We start from the raw sequence: 17,766 nt of genomic DNA on the forward strand, positions 1-17,766 counted from the left end.
GCATGAAGCCCTGAATGGAAGCGTAGCCATGACTCAAACCGTTCCCTCTGTTTCCGTTTCCTATGCCCAGAACGGACGATCCACCAAGGCCAATGAGCTGGGCATGCGCCCTATGCAGGAGCGCGCCTACGAGAGGCGTGGCGAACAGTATTTGCTGATTAAATCGCCACCAGCATCTGGTAAAAGTCGGGCCTTGATGTTTATTGCCTTGGATAAACTGACCCGCCAGGGTATCAAGCAGGCCATCATTGTGGTTCCGGAGAAGTCTATTGGGTCGAGCTTCCACGACGAACCACTTAGCCGCTTCGGTTTCTGGGCCGACTGGCATGTGGAGCCGCGCTGGAATCTGTGTGATGCCCCAGGAACCGACGATGGCGGAAAGGTCAATGCTGTGGGGGCATTCCTGAAAAGTACAGACCAAGTGCTGGTCTGCACCCATGCAACCTTCCGTTTTGCGGTAGACAAGTTTGGCGTCGCGGCTTTCGATGACAGGCTAATTGCCGTGGACGAGTTTCACCACGTTTCCGCCAACCCGGAGAACAGGCTGGGCACGTACCTGGGTCAACTGATCGCCCGCGATAAGGTGCACATCGTGGCGATGACCGGCTCCTACTTCCGAGGCGATGCGGAGGCTGTGCTGTCACCTACCGACGAAGCCCGCTTCGATACTGTGACCTACACCTACTACGAGCAGCTCAACGGCTACGAGCACTTGAAGAAGCTGGACATTGGTTACTACTTCTACGCAGGTGCCTACTCCGACAGCATCCTCGATGTGCTCGATCCGCGCGAAAAAACTATTGTACACATCCCCAACGTAAATTCGCGTGAGAGTACCAGGGACAAGATCCGCGAGGTGGAGCACATCATCGAAGAACTGGGCGAGTGGCGAGGCACCGACTTGGTGACGGGTTTCCAACTGGTGGAGACCGCCAATGGGCGTGTACTGCGCATTGCCGACTTGGTGGATGATGACCCGGCCAAGCGCGACAAAGTATCGGCCGCCTTGAAAGATCCTGCTCAAAAGAACAACCGCGATCATGTCGATATCATCATCGCGCTCGGCATGGCCAAAGAAGGCTTCGACTGGATCTGGTGCGAGCACGCACTCACTGTGGGCTACCGCTCCAGCCTCACCGAGATCGTGCAGATCATTGGGCGAGCGACCCGCGATGCCCCCGGCAAAGCACGGGCGCGCTTCACCAACCTGATCGCCGAGCCGGATGCCAGCGAGAAGGTGGTGACCGAGGCTGTAAACGACACTCTTAAGGCGATTGCCGCCAGCCTGTTGATGGAACAGGTTCTGGCGCCGCGCTTTGAGTTCAAGCCGAAGTCACCCACCAGTGGGCCGCAGGAAGGCTTTGACTACGGAGATGCAGGCTATCAGCCGGACAAGTGCAATGTGGGCTTCAACCACGAAACCGGCCACCTGCAGATCGAAATCAAGGGGCTGGCCGGACCCAAGAGCCCTGAAGCCAATCGTATTTGCCAGGAGGACCTGAACGAGGTTATTGCCAGCTTCGTACAGGACAAAACCAATATCGAGCGTGGCCTTTTTGATGATGAGCTGGTGCCCGAGGAGCTGACCCAACTGCGGATGGGCAAGATCATCCGGGACAAGTATCCCGAGCTAGATGCCGAGGATCAGGAAGCCGTTCGCCAGCACGCCATTGCTGCTTTGAATCTGACCCAACAGGCCAAGCAACTGGTACTAGGTAATGATTCGCAAGCTACGCTTACTGGGGGGAACGGCGTCCCCAGCACGGCTCTGATTGATGGTGTGCGCAGGTTTGCGATGGATGTGCGCGAGTTGGATATTGACTTGATCGACCGGATCAATCCGTTCAGCGAAGCATACGCCATTCTGGCCAAAACCATGAGCGAGGAAAGTCTCAAGCAGGTCGCTGCAGTGATAGGTGCCAAGCGCACCCGTCTCACGCCACAGGAAGCCAAAGACCTCGCTATCCGGGCAGTAAAATTCAAGCAGGATCATGGCCGGGTACCTTCCCTGACTGCTCAAGACCCTTGGGAACGGAGCATGGCGGAAGGCGCAGCAGCCTTTATACGTTTCAAGAAAGAGGGCCGTTATGTCAAATGAATTAGATCTGGATGAGTTGGAAGCAGAGCTTTCCGACTTCGCCACGTCAGACAAGAAGGCCGGTCGCACGCCTCGCGAGGAGCGCATCATCGCTGGCTTTGAGGACATTCAGCGTTTCGTTGAGCAGCATGGCCGCGCGCCACGCCACGGCGATGACAAAGATATCTTCGAGCGCCTATATGCCGTGCGCTTGGATCAATTGCGCATTAAGGATGAATGCCGCGCGTTGCTGCATCCGGTTGACCATCAAGGCCTGTTGAATGCCGTTGAGGTACGGGAACCGCAAGGCGAGTACACGATGACGGACGATGAGCTGTTGGCAGAACTGGCCGGGGAGGACGATGATGCTGATATCCAGAACCTACGTTATGTTCGCAGCAATGCCGAGAAGCGTGAAGCCGAGGAGATTGCGCAGCGTGAGCGTTGCGAGGACTTTGATAGCTTCCAACCGCTGTTTGAGCGGGTTCAACGCGAACTGCAGTCGGGTGTTCGAGTAACCCGCCCCTTCATGAGAGACACCACAGTTGAGGCTGGACAGTGGTTCATTCTCAGTGGCCAAACAGCCTACGTGGCGGAAGAGGGCGAGGATTTTGACTCGCCTCAGGGTAAGAAAGATGCGCGTCTGCGCGTTATTTTTTCCAATGGCACGCAGAGCACTATGCTGCGCTTGTCGCTGGTACGGGCTTTGTATAAAGACGACGCCGGCCGAAGAATCACTGATTCTGATGCCGGTCCTCTGTTCGGCGAAGCTGTGGAGGCAGACGATATCGAGAGCGGCACCATTTACGTGTTGCGTAGCCACTCAACGCATCCCTTTGTCGCTGAGCATCGCGCGCTAATCCACAAGATAGGGGTCACTGGTGGTAAGGTAGATGCGCGTATCGCAGGCGCCGATAAGGACGCCACTTACCTGCTAGCGGACGTTGAAGTTGTAGCTACATACAAGTTGCACAACATCAATCGGACTCGCATGGAAAATTTATTTCACCGACTGTTCAGTCGTGCCCAGATAGATCTGACCATCCCCGACCGCTTTGGTAATCCGGTACAACCCAGAGAGTGGTTCCTGGTGCCTCTGCATGTGATTAACGAGGCAGTGGAAAGTATTAGAAACGGGTCTATCACTCAGAAAGTTTACAATCCTGAAACCGCAAGGCTTGATAGTATAAAATAGTTATAAAGGCGCAGATGAAAAAAATTTGCGCCTTTAACTCTGATATGTAGTGGATTTGGTTTCTAAAGGTTCAAACTAATCTTAATTTTGGTGGGCTTTTGGTTTGGTTTTTTGTGTTTTCCGGGCGGCCAGGAACCACAGAAAGTTTTGTGAGATGGAATGTTAATGAGTTTATTTCATCTGTGCTGATGCTTAAGCTTTCGGCAATCTCGCGGCGGCCTAGTTTTTTACTTTGGAGATGATCCATGACCTTGGAAAGAAGCTGGGAAGTTTCTCGTTCCATCGGTTCTGGTTCGCTGGTGCGATAGCCTTGCTTGGCGATTTCAATGCAAAGACTTCGATAGTTCCACTCGCTTATCATTCCCAGTGAGTTAAAGCGGTATGCGATAGCAACAAGTGACACTCCCCAATAATGCTTAAGCTTCATTAAATACTTTATGGTGAAAGCAGGGGGCGGATTTGCTACTACGCTTGCCATAGGCATAAGAAAAGCAGCAGCGAATGCATCGGCTTGTCGCTCCATCTCTGGTCCGTGAGCTTGGCCATGCCGCATGCTGTAAACGTCGCGTACTAAATGCCCTAGCTCATGTGCTGCATCGAAGCGGCTTCGCTCTGCAGATTTAAGAGTATTTAAAAATATGAAAGGCTGCTCTTCATACCAAGTACAGAATGCGTCAACTTCACGCGTTTCCTCCGCCAACGAGAAAACACGAATTCCCTTAGATTCTAGTAAATGAATAACATTTTGAATGGGGGCGTTACCTAAGCCCCACATCCTTCGGAGTGCTGTAGCTGCCTCTTCGGGTGCTAAATCACTTAGGTCTGGAAGGTTGGGGGTTGGTAAGTTGAAACGCTCTTCAATCCATTGGTTGATTTTAAGAGCAATGGCCCCTGCTGCAAAAGCACATCCCTTCATAGCCTCTGTCATTTTCGACAGCTTGCGAAAACTGACTGTATGCTCTGCAATTTCTGGCATTTCCTCTTCCAAATAAAAAAATTGAAGTGGAAAATTCAGTGCAATTGCTATTTTTTGAAGTATCTTATCGTCCGGTGTGGAGGCTCCAGTTTCGTAGTTTTGTAGGCTGCGACTAGTGATTTCAAGTTTTTTCGCCAACTGGGATTTTGTAAGGCGTCTCCTTACCCTGGCAAATGAAATTTGCTTGGGGTTTACTTCTAGCATGATTCTATAACTCGTTAAATTCCAGGTTTTGGCACTACTTCTACAGATGCGGGTTCGATCATCTCATCGCTGAGAATTTCGAAGCCGGACGGATTGTTAGATATTTTTCCGAGGCCTATGCGCTCGCCCCATGATGTAATCTTCTTTTTTCCGAAGCCGGTTGGTAAGGATAGCTCATATCGTACTTCATTTAGAGCTTTGTCGTAGTGGTAAAGTAAAGCCCAGACTTGAGTTTCCTTGCTTTTATCTTTGGCCAGCCTAAAAGAGTCTTGATTGAATAGTTCAAGTTGCTGGTTTTTTTGAATGTAGCTTTCAGCTACGGCTCCCTTCTCGGCTTGATTAGTTGGGTCCTCTGTGCCATCCCAACCGGTGTCACTGTTACCAGTCATTACAACAATGGATATAAGCCGGTCAGGAGATGTGATAAACGGACAGTTTTTTTGCTCATGGATGTACCACCGTTCACGACCTAGCAACGTGCGTAGGTCCTCCACCGTTTTCAGCCATTGCTGCACACCTGCTGCTGTAGGCGCAGAAGCTCGAGTGACATCGTTTCGCGCAGTTAGACCACCCAAGATGGCATCACGAAGCAGCCTTGTGTTCAGATCAGGGTGCAGGCTGAGTAGTCGTGCCTCTACTCGATCTGGATCGTCAATGAATGCAGCTCGGCGGCCGGTCGCGGATAAAGAGGTCAATTCGAATTCGCGCATTGCTCACTCCTTGATGGTTTCCGTAAATCATACCTCATGTCGAGGTGGAAAAAACGGAAATCTGCTCTGTAACACGCTCAGCCATTGCCGCCAAGGCGCCCCTATTCAGCCACCTTGGCTACAGATGTGCCGTCTGTCTGCATGCTGAGGCACCGTTCCAGTGAATCCATGACGTCTTGAGGCGCTGCGCGATCAGCAAAGCGGTGAGAAGACAGGAATCGCATGGACGTACAGCTCATTGATCTTTATAAAGACTATCGATACCCATAAGATTTATACCTCTAGTCACCTGTCCGACTGGCTACAACGGGTAACGTCCCATCACCGTGAATTGTGCTGTCGTTTGCCGAGGTGCCTTCACACAGGGTATCTGCAAATATCCCCTCACGGAAAAACTCGCTTAGCAAAATCCAAACCGCGTCAAGCTTGCCCATAAAGCTAAAAACTACAAACCGTTAACAAATGACTTTGCACCTTCAAAACTGAAACTTATCTCACGACCTCCAAAAAACTTAGTCCAATGTTTCTTCAGTGACTCTTGTTTATCTTCAGCGAGATAGTCGACAACATGAATTTTTGCATTATTACGTGTCATTCTCGATAGCAGTTGGCGCATTTCAAAATCAGCTTGCGGCAATGAATACCCTATAAAAACTATCTGGTCCGCTTCCGAGATTTCAATGCCAGCATTCTGCCATATGATTCTATATTGCGGATTTGACAGATCCTTCAAATATGTTGGCATTATTAAATTCTGAGACAGCAAATGTTTGTTTTTCTCTTCGGGGAAATTACGATCGCAATGACGACACGAATTGGAGAGATTGAATTGGTGTATAGCTACCTTTTCAAAAAACTTAGCATAGAGCCTTGCACATCTTGGGCATTGAAGCCAATTAAGAGATCCATGAAGTTTCAGAAGCTTCACATTGAAGCCTCCTTGCCCTAGCTTTTCTAACCCTGGTGTAACACTAGGGTCACTTTCATCTTTGGAACTTATATAGCAGCAGTAATCCACAACGCCATCATACCGACCGCCCTGCTGCAAGTAACTATAAATCGAGTTATCAAGCAAAATATCCCAGTTTGTGCTTATAACACTAACAGGATCTTCACTCCTATATTGAGCCCTGGCTCGCACAGCTGACAAATTTACCAGATGCTCCGCAAAGTGATCTATATAGTCTTTCGACTTAGTTGTTCTATCTAATAAAATTTGAATGGTGCGCCCAACAACATAAAACACTGCCTCGCGGACCTTCATTATGCTATCGAGACCTATGCCTCTAAACTGCGAGCTCTCAGCCAAGCATCTATCCAGCGGGGTAAATATATCTTCAAGATCAACACCTGAAAGTTGATCGTCCGCAGCATTCAGTTGATCCTTGAGAAATTTTTTAAATATTGAAAACTTTTCAAAATCAAACACATTAGGCTGCTGAGCATATAGTTCAAAGGCTCTTTCCAAAATAGCCGCTTGCGTAGGCGCACCCGCCTCAACAGAAAATCCGGCTCCAAGAATATAAACAGTCTTCATTCCAACTCCATCAGTTTATAAGTGCCGTTCAACACATTACCTATCAAGCACCACCCTCAGATTAGCCGGCAGCACCTACGAATAGTGAGATTTTTAATTGCTAGAGCGATCATAACAACATATCCCGAGAGAATTAGGCAAAGCAGCAACGTAACGGATTTCTAATCAATATCCAGGCGCCTCATAAAGTCGCCCTCTGTAATGCTGCCATTGATGCGCCGCCTACTAAATTATTAGAGCCGAATCTTATACATACTGAGCAGCGGTCTTGCAGGCCAAGCAAAATGCCAACACATCAATTTCCGAAATTGAATCTTTCTTTCCCATACCGCCATTCGTGTATATGTAAAGAATGTGACTGCCGCAAGAAGTTAATGTAAAGTTTAGTGCTGTTGTGTCTCGATGTTTTAACTTGTTAAGCGCGCTTTCAAGTGAAAGCTGAACAACTGAGGCGTTTACGGGCATCGCACCAAACCTCGGATCCAACTCAAGGAACCAAGCACGATCAGAAGGTGATGCGTGATTGATTAGGTTTCCGACTGATGAATCCATTGCAGACTTGAATGGCGAAGTTGGCCAGGCAGCGTGATCTCTTAGTACATCACGCTGCCTTAACAGCTCATTCTGTATGTAGTCTAAATGTTCAAAAGCTTCCTGGCTGGTTTCATACGCTTCTTGCTGATCGCCGATCAACCAGCTTTGCCTGAAGCCCGCTGAAGCATCGCGTACGCGCCTGATGGATTCTTTAAGGTTACGAGGAGCCTTTCCCGTGGAATCAACAAGGAACTCAATGTAACGCTCGGACATAATCTGCCGCCACCTATAATGTTAATTACTCAGATTGAAGGTGCAGCACCCCGCCCTTAAAATAGTTCGGAGGAGCAACTTCACCATTTGCTAAGCAAGCTCTGACAACGGAAATTGACGCCCTTGACCTCCCAGGCAGGTTTCCTTCAGATATCTCAGAACCTCATCTTCAGAATCTGACGGGAACAATTCCACTGCATCATAAGGGCTAGAAATTTTAAAATCAGGTCCTAGCCTGATTTTTACACCTAAGAATCGAGCGCAATAATTTCTAGCTAGATTTCCAGCGCCTCCTAATAAGCCACATTTCTGTCTTTCTGGCCTTTTGGCACCACTACCAGCAAGAATTGAGCCGAGATCCAAATATGTGTGCAGTCCTTTAACCAGCGGGAAAACGTAAATCGTCGGCCATTCTTCTGGTGTTTTGCCATGCCAACTATAGTCGCTGTACGCCATTTTCCCATTAGTTACAGTACACTTCTTAGTCGCAAACCATGCTGCAACACTATAATCGTGAGTTATGTCTAGGTATGCTGAGGGAGCTCCATATTGCTGTAGAATCAAGCCTCTTTGGTAAGACTCAAGTCCAGCAACGGTGACTGCAGCAACCCCAGAGGGCGGAGCCTCTAAATTTGCTTTTCCTTCACCGGACAGAACTTCATTTGCGCAACCAACCCATTCTGCCAGCTCCAGCACGAAGTTTTCATAGTTTTTCTTACAATCAAGAAACCCGTCATACTTACGATAAAGGGATGGTGTGAGATCAGACTCCCTAATGTTTGAGTATGGAGTAATGCCTAATTTTGATATAATCGTGCGATCCGGCGTCAGGTAATCTCGCCCTTGCCCCCGGAACCAAAGTTCGACACCAGGTGTACTTTTAACACAACTTTTCAGTGTTTGTATGACATCTCTAAGCTCTGACTCAGACTTAACCTCCAACACCGGATGATATGCCCGTTTGACTGGATCATCCTCTTGCGGGATTAGGTCTTTGAACAGAAATCTTGCTGCAAAAGCCCCACCTGACAACATGTTATCAGACCGTTTCTCCCACAAACTTTTCGCCAGGTGTCCTGGCATTGATTTCAAATGCGACGACCAGATATCAATCGCAAGACAATGATTGTGAATCTTGCCATTCTTCGGAAGAAAAACAAAACCATACAAAGGATCTAGAAGATACAGTGGAGATTTATAACCGTTCTCAACCATTTTCTTTGCATCGGAAGCTGGAGCGTATCGCTTCAACATCTCCAGCGACAACAGCGAAAGCTTATAGTCCTTGTGATTTCTGTAAATAACCTGGTTTAGATTAAGATTTTTAAACGCTCTATCCAAGTGTTCCGTTTGAATAGGGTGCGTCGGTTCAATAGTCAGTGCAGATTTCTCATGCGGATTGGAAAGCCCCAGGGTGTTGATGACTTTTGCCATCTCTACAAAATACAAAGCTCGCTCGGCCTGATCTTTGTGAAGCCCCTTGAACGCCTTAAGACTAGCCGTTTTATTGACAGTCCCGCTACTCGCCTCTAACAGCTGCTGCCTCAACTTTTCGCGTACACGCTCAGTCATCTTTAAACTAAATCCATTAGAAGATAATTAAACTAACTATAACCGTATTTTTAATTTTAGCTTGCTCAATTTCTACGGCGCAATATACGGCATCAAACTGGCAAGCTCATGATTATAAGAAGGCCGCTAATGTTTGGCATGCTAATTTAGCAACACTCCATGGCATACTGGATCTCGATGAGTACACCCATCAAAATATCAGATTTTCTGTTAAAAACTATTTTTTAAAGAGCTTGCAAAACATCAATCATCGCGGCATTGCTTTGCTTGTAGTCAGATTATTCCTGATTTTATGATCAAAGTCATCTAAAACCAAACTGTATGTTATCGGTGTATCGGACCAGAAGTCACCGAGCCGAACGATTGAAAGACTATGTGCTTTCCGGCCTGAAACGCGACCTTGCTACACGACCGCTACATAGATTGCCGCCAGGCCTGACAATCAATCTTAAGCCCTCTGTTAATCGTTGAATACCCAAGTTTTTTGTAATCGATTAGTTAACAGCCGAACAGTCAGAAAATAGTAGTATCGCGTCGCTTCATTGTGCGTGCCCAAGTGAGACTCAAGAAGCCAAGCCAAGTGCTTCCGATGCCAAGCCCAAGGCGTGTTCCGCTGCCAGCGCTTTGCGATTTCCTCCTGGATAAGCGTCGCCTGCCGTAAATGGCGTTGCCGCGTCGCGTGCGACCCGGTCAGCACGCCAGCCAAGAACAACTCCATATCGAAGGGCTTGCTCATGTCCGTCCTCCAATGTAGGCAGCGACCACATCGATCCGACCGTGCCCCAGCTCGTAGCTGATCTGCGTCCGAGCTTCACTGTCAAGGCTCCGATATACCCGACAACATTGGCCGCCGTTGATAGAGGCGAGGTGCTGGGTGATTTGTTCGTAGCGCTCACATGCATACGCCGCTCGTAGCTCATGGAAGCCTTGAGGTTGTGGACATGCAGGGTGGCCCGCGCAGTGCGAATGATTTCTTGCAGCACATTCAGATAGCTTTCGTGTGGCGCAATTAGGTTGCGGCTACCTGCAGGCGACACCTGCCGTGCAAGCCCAAGGGCATCTCGAACATGGCCGTCCACCGCAATCCAACGTGGCGCTGAGGCACCGAAGCGGCCACCTTTGGTGCCGTCCTGAATGTTGATCCTGCCTAGGTCGTTAGCCTCACGGCTCAGTCGTGGCAAGTCGGCTAGGATGGCCTCACGCAAGCGCATGCCGGTTGCTCGCGCCAACAGAACGGTTGCAGCGGCCCGTAGCTGATGTTGGCGACAAAGTGCATCGACGATCTGTTTAACCTTTGAGCGGTCTTGGCCCTGTGGCACCGACTGTCTAACCCCGCTGCGCTGCATACCCAACGCCTTGCTCGGGCTGGGCAACTTGACGTCCTGATCACCGCGAAGCGACCGCCATGGTTCTGTTAACACTGGATAGCCGATTTTGCGCGGTGCTGATGGCGAGGCCTCCACGCCTAACTACCTCGCGTAGATGATCCGCATAGTCGGCCAACACCTTCCGATCAATCTGCCGCGCATCATTGATACCTGGCCCCTGTTCGGAGCGGCACCACTTCACGAATGCCCGCCAACGATCACAGTGCGCTTTGACCGTGCCGTAATGACCGCCACGAACATGTCTTTCAGTGCCTGCGGTCCTGCGTAGCTCAATTGCCTGCCGTAGCCGAAATTGCGGCCATCGCGTCTACCCACCAGTGCCATGTCGGTCACCTCATCGTCCGCTCTTCGATCCTCGCCCCACGTCATCCCGCCAAGAATGTTGAGTGTTATCAGGGATCAAGGCCCCTGCGACCTGTGGGGAATGTCCACTACGCGGGACTGGCGGCTCCTTACGTCCGGGAGCAAGGGCATCTCATGATCTGATCTCCTGAACACCGTTACCGGTGGGCGGGTGGAGGCAGCATTGGCTGACGAGACCAGTACCTAAAGATCCTGAGCCAGGTGCAAGCAGCAATGCGATGACCGGGGCATGCCTGACTGTCAGTCAGGTGCAGTCCATTCCTTGGTCTGCGACACCATCATCTGCATGGCTGTTGCTGGTGACATCGGCGTTTGTCACGCCGATTGTCACGAGTGGGATTACCGCAAAGCCATATGCGATAAGACCTGCAGTGTTTGAAGTGCCCGTCTCTGTCCAGAGAAAGAGACGGGCACAGGTTGGCGCAAGATTCGGCCAAGCGGATAGGTTGCTGCAGGGCAGCTAGGTAATGGGTAGCTGGCGCACGATGGCCATGAGGTTAGAGAGCACCCAACACCGAGGAAGCTGTCGGATACTGATCGCCCTTGGAAGAACCACCGCATCGAGTGGGATGGGTATTGAAGACTTTGGTACCTGGGTACCGCCAATGGCAGCGCTTGTATTGGCCCGATAGGGGTAGTGGAAAACACGGGGAGCAACTTGGCCAAGCTAGCTTCTACGACGGGAGCACGCTTGGCCTGCATAGAGTAGCGCTCAAGTTTTCATCATCCCCAATTCGGCATCATCGAGCAGGGCCTTTGCCAAGGCGCAAAGGTAGTGCGAGGCCCAGAGCAACTGCGGTTTGTCTTCCATCAGCCCGTCGATGCTCAGGTCGCGGGCATAGCCCATCAGTTCCGAGGCCTGCTCGCGAGCGGCCTGGCATGGGATGCCGGCTTCGATGCGGAAAAGGGCGTGGGTCTGGTTTTCGCCTTGGAAGAAGGTGGTTTTGCCGACGGTGAATTTGGTTTCTTCGGTGGTCACTGGTTGATCTCCCTGAAGTCGTAGGCGCCTGGCCTGGCCCTATCGCCGGAAAGCCGGACTCCTATAAGTGCATCGCTTTGCGGGAGAGTCAGGCCAGGCAGGTCATGATGCGTGTCAGTGCAGCGTTTGCGGATCGGCGGGTTTCTGGATCTGGATCAGCGCCGCTTCGAGCAATTTGCGTAGCGTCTCGAGCTCGTGCATTGAGGTCATGATCAACAACGACACAGGTGACTTGGGCTGCATCAGCATTGCCTGCTGGGCGACGACTTCGGCGCACAGGGCGTAGTCAGCGGCCATCATCAGCGTGTCTTCCAGGGAGTGGAGTAGGTGGGGTGGATCGGGGACTATTTTCAGCATGTTTTAGGCCTGTTCAAGTTGAGGCCACCACCCTCTGCTGTCAAACAGAAAGGCGGCAGCCGTACATGGGTTGACAGACCGGTGAACAGACCAAAACCGGCGCACGCGAGGTGCCCCATGCACAGCTGCCAAAACGGCAAAGCCATGTGGTTAGTTCAGGACGGCCTGTCAAAGCCGATCGTTGCCTGGCAACGACAAGCCGACAGTAGTGCCTCGCCTGGAACACCACAATGGCTGGGAGTATCTTTGGGAAATGCCCTACAGGAAAGGGGTTAAATCTGATTATGACCGTGACAGCGTGTTGCGAATTGGCAGATAGCAGGCACAAAAAAAGACGCCCGAGGGCGTCTTCTTCTTTAGGATTTGGTGGAGCCGGGGGGATTTGAACCCGCGTCTAGCCCTTGATTTATAAGACTTTCCGGGTAGAAGCTGGCATAAGGCTGTCATTTCGTGTTGTAGCAGTCATTGCACCAGGCCTCAAGATAATCGTCTCCTGGCTTAGCGTCCCTCGCATATAGGAGCTCCCAGCCATTGGCCCGCGCTATGGAGTCCAGCAAATAATTGGATGTGAGTGGATCTACAACGTCGTCGGTGACGAACTGCATATCGTTGTGAAAACTCTCTTCCCTAGGGCAGCGATGACATTTGAAGGTCTTGCTGATGATGTTTGGGTATCCCATTGCAAACTCCCTTTGCGGTTTAATGTCTTTACTTGCTAGCAGTTTTTAGCGATTCCAGCTGTAGAGAAATTCCAACGAGATCAAGCTTTTTGAGCATTCCCTTATTCGCCGACTAATTGTTGCTGAGGAAGTGCCTTGCCTTCTTGAGAATCAAGCGACTTTCGTGAACTGACATCGCACGATCGTGCTCATATAGCGTATCGTAGAACGTCTGAGCGGCCTTTGCGTTCGGCTCGGCAATTGATGAAGCGGCCGATTGAAAGCTCTTTCTGATTTCGATCAAATCTTGGTGTTTCGGTGATGCTTGGATTTTCTGCACGACTTCATAAAGCATCATAAGCCCTTCTTGGGCTACATCTCTGTTCTGGGCCGCGATCGAGAGAGCCTCGTTATAATTAGCTAGGGCTTCTTTTTTTGCTTCTTTTCGCTCTTTCCAAATAAAAAGCGCCGTGCTAGATACAAAGCCAACCGCTGCGCTAGCCGCCAGTTTGAGAATCCCGATCCACTCCGGTAAATTGCTTTCCATTCCTTTCCCCTAGCCATAATTTCTCGGCCTTACCGCCCGCCTGATCGTCTGCAGCTGGCATCCAGCGACCATATACTCGCGCAATCATCGTCCAATCGCTATGCCCCATTTGCTTGGCCACCCACATAGGGTGCTCACCTGCCGACAGCATCATCGACGCATAGGTGTGACGGGTCTGGTACGGACGGCGGTACCGGACACCGGCTTTTTTCATCGCCGGATGCCACATGGTCTTCCGTATCGGTTGATCTCCGGCCCATCGCTCAAGCGTGCGCGGGTTCTGGAACACCTCTTTATCAGACAGGAACGTGTGCGCCTTCTGTGCCGTCAGCGCTTCAATAGCGGGGCGCAACAGCTTCACTGACCGCCGGCCTGCGGCAGTCTTCGTCACCTCAGCCTCCCCACCTGCAGCTTGGGTCATTGCCCGGCTGATCATCACTTCACCCCGGACCCAGTCCACATCACCCCAGTCTAGGGCCACCAACTCGCTTGTCCGCAGGCCAGTCCAGAGCGCGAACTGCACCATGTTCCTGGCCTGGCCGCTCAAGGCCGCTAGGATCGCTTGCTGCTCCTCAGGCGAGAATGGGTCCACATCGTCATCTTTCGGCGGCGCTTCTTTCCTGGCGTAGGTCCACCCGGCGAGCGGATTGATGTCCAGCAACTCTTCATCGACGGCATCATTAAGTGCAGACCGGAGGCAGCTCTGGATGTTGCTCAGTGTCTTGTTGCCGACCTGCAGGCCATCCAACCAGTCGCGCACCAGCTTCCGTTTGAGGTCCACCACCAGGTGATGACCGAGCGCGGGCACCAGTCGAAGCTCGACGATCTTCCTGTAGCCCTCGAAGGTGCTGCTCGATATGTGCTTTTGCTTCGCGGTCAGCCATCTGGTGAGAAACCCACCTACGGTTTCCTGGCTGGTCTCCGGGGCGAACTTGGCGGCCCGGGGCGAGCCAGGGAACGTGACGGCATAGTCGAACGTCCCTTGGGCGATGGCGTGCTCGATCGCTGCCTTGTGCAGCTGAGCCTTTTTCAGATTAGTGGCGGTGGGCTTGAGCGCGACGCGCTCGCGGCACCTAACACCCCGGAACATGAACGTGATCTCGATGCTCGAGTCTGAGACTGCCCTGACACCGCTCCCGCCTCTACCCATGATTCATATCCTTCCATGTCAATCAGCGTCCGGCCATCCGGCGCTTTTAGCCAAATTTCGCCAAGCCGCCAGATCCCGTCGCGGATCTTTGAGCGGATCGCGTCCTCGGTGTAGCCAGACTCGCTGGCGAATTTTCTGACGGTCATGTAGCGCATTGATCTACTCCACCTGACGCGCCAGGTTTTGGTTGTCACGCCGATCTGTCACGACAGCCGCCGCGAGCGCCGCCAGTTCGGCCACCAATACGTCGGTCCGACCATAGAACCTCCCGGCATCCTCGTTCACGAACCGCTCGAGCACGGTGGCCACGGCTTGCTGGTTGGCCAGGCCGCGCAGATCGGCGTCGGGTATGGTCGCGTCGGTGGACGGCGCGTGCACAAAAGCATCCTGGCTGATCAGCAGCGTGCGCACCGGGCGAATGCCCTTGCACTTGGTTGCCCAGTTGGTAGCCGGCACGCACCAAGGGAGCATGTGCAGGCACCAGGAGCTGCCGGAGGCGTTCTGCGTGCTGGACCAGTATTCCGCCTTGGTAAAGGCCTGCGTTGGCCCGCCTTCACGTTGCATGGTCCAGTACCGGCCCCAGTCTTCCAGTTGCAGCAGGTTGGCCCGCATGACCTGCAGTTGCTCGATGCTCGGCAGGTGCCAGCCCCGCTGGCCACGGATGGTCATGCCCAGGACCTTGCGGGCGATTGCGCTGCCGGATTCGGCCATGGCCAGGGTGTTGGCGTAACCGTCGTGGCGGCACTGGGCGCCCTTAACGGTGATTCTTGGGCCTGACTGGTCCTGCCACTGTGCCTGGCTCTCGAACCCGCGCCCGGAGTCGATGACCGCGTGCTCGGCTCCGGCGAAGAACAGGCGCCCGGCGTAGAAGCCACCGCCCAGAGGCTGGCCGATGGCGGGGAGGGCAGCCGGGTTGATTGCTCGGTGCTTGATCATGGCAGCCTCCGAAAATGGTCGGCCAGCACCCGGCGACCGTCCAGGCCACAAGCGGTGGACAGGTCGAGCACTTGGCCAAAGGTGGTTTGACGGTGCTGCAGGGCATCCCACAGCAGCAGGAGCAGGCCGGCCTGAGTCATAGCTGCTGGTCCTGCACCACCTGCTGCTCCAAGGCTTCCAGGCGCAGGGCGGTATCGATCTCCTGATCCAGTTCTTCGCCGGATAGCCAGTTATCGCCGCGCACCACCAGCAGGTCTTCGTCGGGATCTTCGATTCGCTCTCGGTCACGCAACCAGCGGTACCGGCGAGCATCGGCCACCAGCTTGACGTGGTCGTCGATGTTGAACCCCGGCGCATCCTGCGCGGTGCCTTCGGCAACCCGGCGGTGATGGATCTCCTCGCGGTCAACGATCACGCCACGCGGCGCCTCGATCCCCAGGCGGACCTGGCAGCCGTTAACCTGGGCCACGCTGACCCGGATGTTGCCGCCGATGATGACGGCCTTGCCGATGTTCCGGCTGAGCATAAGCATGTGAATCTCCTTATTTCAGGCAAGCCGATGGCCTGCCGCGGTTGTTGGCTTTCGCAAAAATCAGGGTTGGGTCAGGTCAGGCTGGTAGCGTTACGCCACCGCCAAGGCGCACTCAGCGCGCCGTTGAATACGGGTCTCGGCAACCTTGCGCTCGCCGGAACGGCGGACGCGGGTGAATTCATCAATGCCAACAATCGAATGTCCGACCAGGATGGCGCACAGAGCGAGAATCATTGGAGAGATAAGTCCGCGGCGCATGGCTTCAGCTACAAGGGCTGGACGCTTGTAAACGCCAAGCTTGTGCATGGCTGCTTCAATGCGGCCTTTGATGGAGCGAGGAGAAAGACCGTCGCGCTGCGCGATCTCTTTGTCAGTGTGGCCGGCAGCTACGGCCACCAAGCAAGACAGCTCTCGCTCAGCCAAGCCTTGACCGAGAATGCCGCGCCACGATCCACAAGTGACAAATTCCATGAGGTGATGCTCCATGCTTCGTTGAAGATGGAGCAATAGTGCTTGCGGGATTTATTTGTGTCAATCCTTGCGGGATTATTTTTTACAGCCCTGGGATTTTTGCATCAACGACGCGCCCGATGATCTCCCAATCGCTGTCCATTTCGACAGTTCTAAAGGCTGGATTCAGCGGGGCGAGATAGCGTGCCCCCGCGTCGGAGACATATTGCTTGAACGTCATTTCGCCGTCTGTATGTCGTGCAACGTAGTATTTTCCGCTAATGAGATCGAATCCTTCAGGCCTGACGAGGATTCGAGTTCCCTCGGGAAAGCTGGTTGCACCGGGTCCTGTCATTGACGGTCCTTTTACAGTTAGCCAAAAACCATGCTCACCTGCGTTCTCAGTGCTCACCAGGAAATCCGAGCCATCCCCTGGTGCAAGGTAGTTTGGAGACTCTGAGCGCTCTCCTGCAGAAACCCAGCTGATCAATGGGTAGCTCCTTGCCTGTCGATAAGGGGCATTCGCCTCTTCAACGTTTGTATCCACCGCGTACTGGAAAGCTTTTTCTCCAGCCGGGCTTGATCGATAACCCTTGAATGCATCCAGCGCCATCTGCTCAACCCCTGGGCCGCTCAGCATTTCTCCATATTTTTTGGAGAAAGAGCTCACGGGAACCTCCAAGAGCGAAGCGATCGCGAGCGAGAAATGGAGATTTAGGGCGTTCCTGCCGTTCAAGTAATGACTCAACGAACCCTGATTCATGCCGAGGATCTGGGCGGCCTTTTCTTGAGTTAGCCCCAGCTCCTTGCGCTTCTCCATGAAAATCTTCTTGAGGGCTGCGCATTCGGCTAGTGCTTCCGGGGAGAGTTCTTTCTTTTTCATCAGCTCACCATATGGCTGGCGGCACTGAAATTCCAATGCCGCCAGCATTGACTTTAAAAAATCCCGCAAGCACTATTTGTGAAAGTCAGAGCTACGGAGTAACCCTGTGCAGCGCACCCCTCTTGCTGAATACGCAGCCAAGCGGCATGCCTGGACGGCTACCAAGCTTGGTATGACCCAAGGAGCCTTGAGCAAGGCCATCCGAGAAGGCCGTTCGATTTTTGTAGTTGTAACCGCGTCCGGGGAAATTTCAGCGGTGGAGGAAAAGCCATTCCCTGGACAGCGTCGAGGCAGTTCGTCTGCGTGCCAACAGAATAGCTCCACAGGAACTATCGAATCAGGTCCTAAAGTACCTGTTTTTTCATCCAGTACTACGCAGACCCCGACATGAAGTCTTCCCCATCCCAGTTTTTGCTGAGCGGCTGAGCTTTTCAGTCGCCCACA

Annotated in this window: 18 protein-coding genes; 3 read left to right on the forward strand and 15 right to left on the reverse strand. The window is 52.5% G+C overall.

Translation table 11 applies throughout. The annotated features are described in order from the left end of the window. Positions 1 to 28 precede the first annotated feature (28 nt). Together ACW4TB_RS02255 and ACW4TB_RS02260 are read left to right on the forward strand one after the other, a co-directional pair. A complete protein-coding gene (locus ACW4TB_RS02255; protein ID WP_279932484.1) occupies positions 29 to 2,098 on the forward strand; it encodes a DEAD/DEAH box helicase in 2,070 nt (689 codons plus the stop codon). Then, entirely contained in the window at positions 2,088 to 3,272 is a 1,185-nt protein-coding gene (locus ACW4TB_RS02260; RefSeq protein WP_279932482.1) for a GIY-YIG nuclease family protein, read from the forward strand. The genes ACW4TB_RS02255 and ACW4TB_RS02260 overlap by 11 nt, the downstream gene beginning before the upstream one ends. Positions 3,273 to 3,342: 70 nt before the next feature. On the opposite strand, the gene ACW4TB_RS02265 is transcribed toward ACW4TB_RS02260, so the two are convergent. From ACW4TB_RS02265 to ACW4TB_RS02335, 15 genes are all read right to left on the reverse strand, one after another. Continuing rightward, positions 3,343 to 4,452 (reverse strand): XRE family transcriptional regulator, encoded by a 1,110-nt coding sequence (locus tag ACW4TB_RS02265; RefSeq protein WP_279932480.1) that lies wholly within the window; start codon positions 4,450 to 4,452, stop codon positions 3,343 to 3,345. Positions 4,453 to 4,466: 14 nt separating this feature from the next. Next, positions 4,467 to 5,162 (reverse strand): hypothetical protein, encoded by a 696-nt coding sequence (locus ACW4TB_RS02270; RefSeq protein ID WP_279932478.1) that lies wholly within the window; start codon positions 5,160 to 5,162, stop codon positions 4,467 to 4,469. Positions 5,163 to 5,607: 445 nt separating this feature from the next. Beyond that, entirely contained in the window at positions 5,608 to 6,699 is a 1,092-nt protein-coding gene (locus tag ACW4TB_RS02275) for a hypothetical protein (RefSeq protein ID WP_279932477.1), read from the reverse strand. Between the two features lie 246 nt (positions 6,700 to 6,945). After that, on the reverse strand, positions 6,946 to 7,506 hold the full coding sequence (locus tag ACW4TB_RS02280; protein WP_279932475.1) for a hypothetical protein: 561 nt from the start codon (positions 7,504 to 7,506) through the stop codon (positions 6,946 to 6,948). A gap of 90 nt (positions 7,507 to 7,596) precedes the next feature. Beyond that, positions 7,597 to 9,078 (reverse strand): hypothetical protein, encoded by a 1,482-nt coding sequence (locus tag ACW4TB_RS02285; protein ID WP_455828205.1) that lies wholly within the window; start codon positions 9,076 to 9,078, stop codon positions 7,597 to 7,599. A gap of 563 nt (positions 9,079 to 9,641) precedes the next feature. Next, the gene (locus ACW4TB_RS02290; protein WP_455842876.1) at positions 9,642 to 10,424 is read right to left on the reverse strand and encodes an integrase domain-containing protein; all 783 of its coding nucleotides are present in this window, start codon (positions 10,422 to 10,424) and stop codon (positions 9,642 to 9,644) included. 1,117 nt (positions 10,425 to 11,541) lie between these two features. Beyond that, positions 11,542 to 11,808, reverse strand: coding sequence for a DUF3077 domain-containing protein (locus tag ACW4TB_RS02295; protein WP_012312623.1), 267 nt, complete (start codon positions 11,806 to 11,808; stop codon positions 11,542 to 11,544). 114 nt (positions 11,809 to 11,922) lie between these two features. Beyond that, a complete protein-coding gene (locus tag ACW4TB_RS02300; protein WP_012312624.1) occupies positions 11,923 to 12,165 on the reverse strand; it encodes a hypothetical protein in 243 nt (80 codons plus the stop codon). Between the two features lie 792 nt (positions 12,166 to 12,957). Then, positions 12,958 to 13,371: a hypothetical protein gene (locus ACW4TB_RS02305; RefSeq protein ID WP_455828206.1), complete on the reverse strand. Its 414-nt coding sequence runs from the start codon at positions 13,369 to 13,371 to the stop codon at positions 12,958 to 12,960. Beyond that, entirely contained in the window at positions 13,322 to 14,521 is a 1,200-nt protein-coding gene (locus ACW4TB_RS02310; RefSeq protein ID WP_455828207.1) for a tyrosine-type recombinase/integrase, read from the reverse strand. The genes ACW4TB_RS02305 and ACW4TB_RS02310 overlap by 50 nt, the downstream gene beginning before the upstream one ends. A gap of 159 nt (positions 14,522 to 14,680) precedes the next feature. Beyond that, positions 14,681 to 15,457: a hypothetical protein gene (locus ACW4TB_RS02315; protein WP_455828208.1), complete on the reverse strand. Its 777-nt coding sequence runs from the start codon at positions 15,455 to 15,457 to the stop codon at positions 14,681 to 14,683. After that, complete coding sequence (locus ACW4TB_RS02320) at positions 15,454 to 15,597, reverse strand: hypothetical protein (RefSeq protein ID WP_455828209.1); 144 nt, start codon at positions 15,595 to 15,597, stop codon at positions 15,454 to 15,456. Before ACW4TB_RS02320 ends, ACW4TB_RS02315 begins: the two co-directional genes overlap by 4 nt. Further along, positions 15,594 to 15,989 carry a carbon storage regulator gene (locus ACW4TB_RS02325; RefSeq protein ID WP_455828210.1) on the reverse strand — a complete coding sequence of 132 codons (396 nt, stop codon included), beginning with the start codon at positions 15,987 to 15,989 and terminating at the stop codon, positions 15,594 to 15,596. The genes ACW4TB_RS02320 and ACW4TB_RS02325 overlap by 4 nt, the downstream gene beginning before the upstream one ends. 90 nt (positions 15,990 to 16,079) lie before the next feature. After that, positions 16,080 to 16,475, reverse strand: coding sequence for a LuxR C-terminal-related transcriptional regulator (locus ACW4TB_RS02330; RefSeq protein ID WP_455828211.1), 396 nt, complete (start codon positions 16,473 to 16,475; stop codon positions 16,080 to 16,082). A 67-nt stretch (positions 16,476 to 16,542) separates the two neighbouring features. Then, complete coding sequence (locus ACW4TB_RS02335; protein ID WP_060519585.1) at positions 16,543 to 17,322, reverse strand: XRE family transcriptional regulator; 780 nt, start codon at positions 17,320 to 17,322, stop codon at positions 16,543 to 16,545. Positions 17,323 to 17,428: 106 nt separating this feature from the next. Here ACW4TB_RS02335 and ACW4TB_RS02340 point away from each other — a divergent pair, with 106 nt between their 5' ends. Continuing rightward, positions 17,429 to 17,713 (forward strand): Cro/CI family transcriptional regulator, encoded by a 285-nt coding sequence (locus ACW4TB_RS02340; protein ID WP_455828212.1) that lies wholly within the window; start codon positions 17,429 to 17,431, stop codon positions 17,711 to 17,713. Positions 17,714 to 17,766 lie beyond the last annotated feature (53 nt).

It is taken from the genome of Lelliottia jeotgali (genome assembly GCF_977070485.1).

Coding starts and splice junctions, on each gene's coding strand:
- ACW4TB_RS02255 (WP_279932484.1), top strand. CDS start 29: ATGACTCAAACCGTTCCCTCTGTTTCCGTTTCCTATGCCCAGAACGGA.
- ACW4TB_RS02260 (WP_279932482.1), top strand. CDS start 2,088: ATGTCAAATGAATTAGATCTGGATGAGTTGGAAGCAGAGCTTTCCGAC.
- ACW4TB_RS02265 (WP_279932480.1), bottom strand. CDS start 4,452: ATGCTAGAAGTAAACCCCAAGCAAATTTCATTTGCCAGGGTAAGGAGA.
- ACW4TB_RS02270 (WP_279932478.1), bottom strand. CDS start 5,162: ATGCGCGAATTCGAATTGACCTCTTTATCCGCGACCGGCCGCCGAGCT.
- ACW4TB_RS02275 (WP_279932477.1), bottom strand. CDS start 6,699: ATGAAGACTGTTTATATTCTTGGAGCCGGATTTTCTGTTGAGGCGGGT.
- ACW4TB_RS02280 (WP_279932475.1), bottom strand. CDS start 7,506: ATGTCCGAGCGTTACATTGAGTTCCTTGTTGATTCCACGGGAAAGGCT.
- ACW4TB_RS02285 (WP_455828205.1), bottom strand. CDS start 9,078: ATGACTGAGCGTGTACGCGAAAAGTTGAGGCAGCAGCTGTTAGAGGCG.
- ACW4TB_RS02290 (WP_455842876.1), bottom strand. CDS start 10,424: ATGCAGCGCAGCGGGGTTAGACAGTCGGTGCCACAGGGCCAAGACCGC.
- ACW4TB_RS02300 (WP_012312624.1), bottom strand. CDS start 12,165: ATGCTGAAAATAGTCCCCGATCCACCCCACCTACTCCACTCCCTGGAA.
- ACW4TB_RS02305 (WP_455828206.1), bottom strand. CDS start 13,371: ATGGAAAGCAATTTACCGGAGTGGATCGGGATTCTCAAACTGGCGGCT.
- ACW4TB_RS02310 (WP_455828207.1), bottom strand. CDS start 14,521: ATGGGTAGAGGCGGGAGCGGTGTCAGGGCAGTCTCAGACTCGAGCATC.
- ACW4TB_RS02315 (WP_455828208.1), bottom strand. CDS start 15,457: ATGATCAAGCACCGAGCAATCAACCCGGCTGCCCTCCCCGCCATCGGC.
- ACW4TB_RS02320 (WP_455828209.1), bottom strand. CDS start 15,597: ATGACTCAGGCCGGCCTGCTCCTGCTGCTGTGGGATGCCCTGCAGCAC.
- ACW4TB_RS02325 (WP_455828210.1), bottom strand. CDS start 15,989: ATGCTTATGCTCAGCCGGAACATCGGCAAGGCCGTCATCATCGGCGGC.
- ACW4TB_RS02330 (WP_455828211.1), bottom strand. CDS start 16,475: ATGGAGCATCACCTCATGGAATTTGTCACTTGTGGATCGTGGCGCGGC.
- ACW4TB_RS02335 (WP_060519585.1), bottom strand. CDS start 17,322: ATGAAAAAGAAAGAACTCTCCCCGGAAGCACTAGCCGAATGCGCAGCC.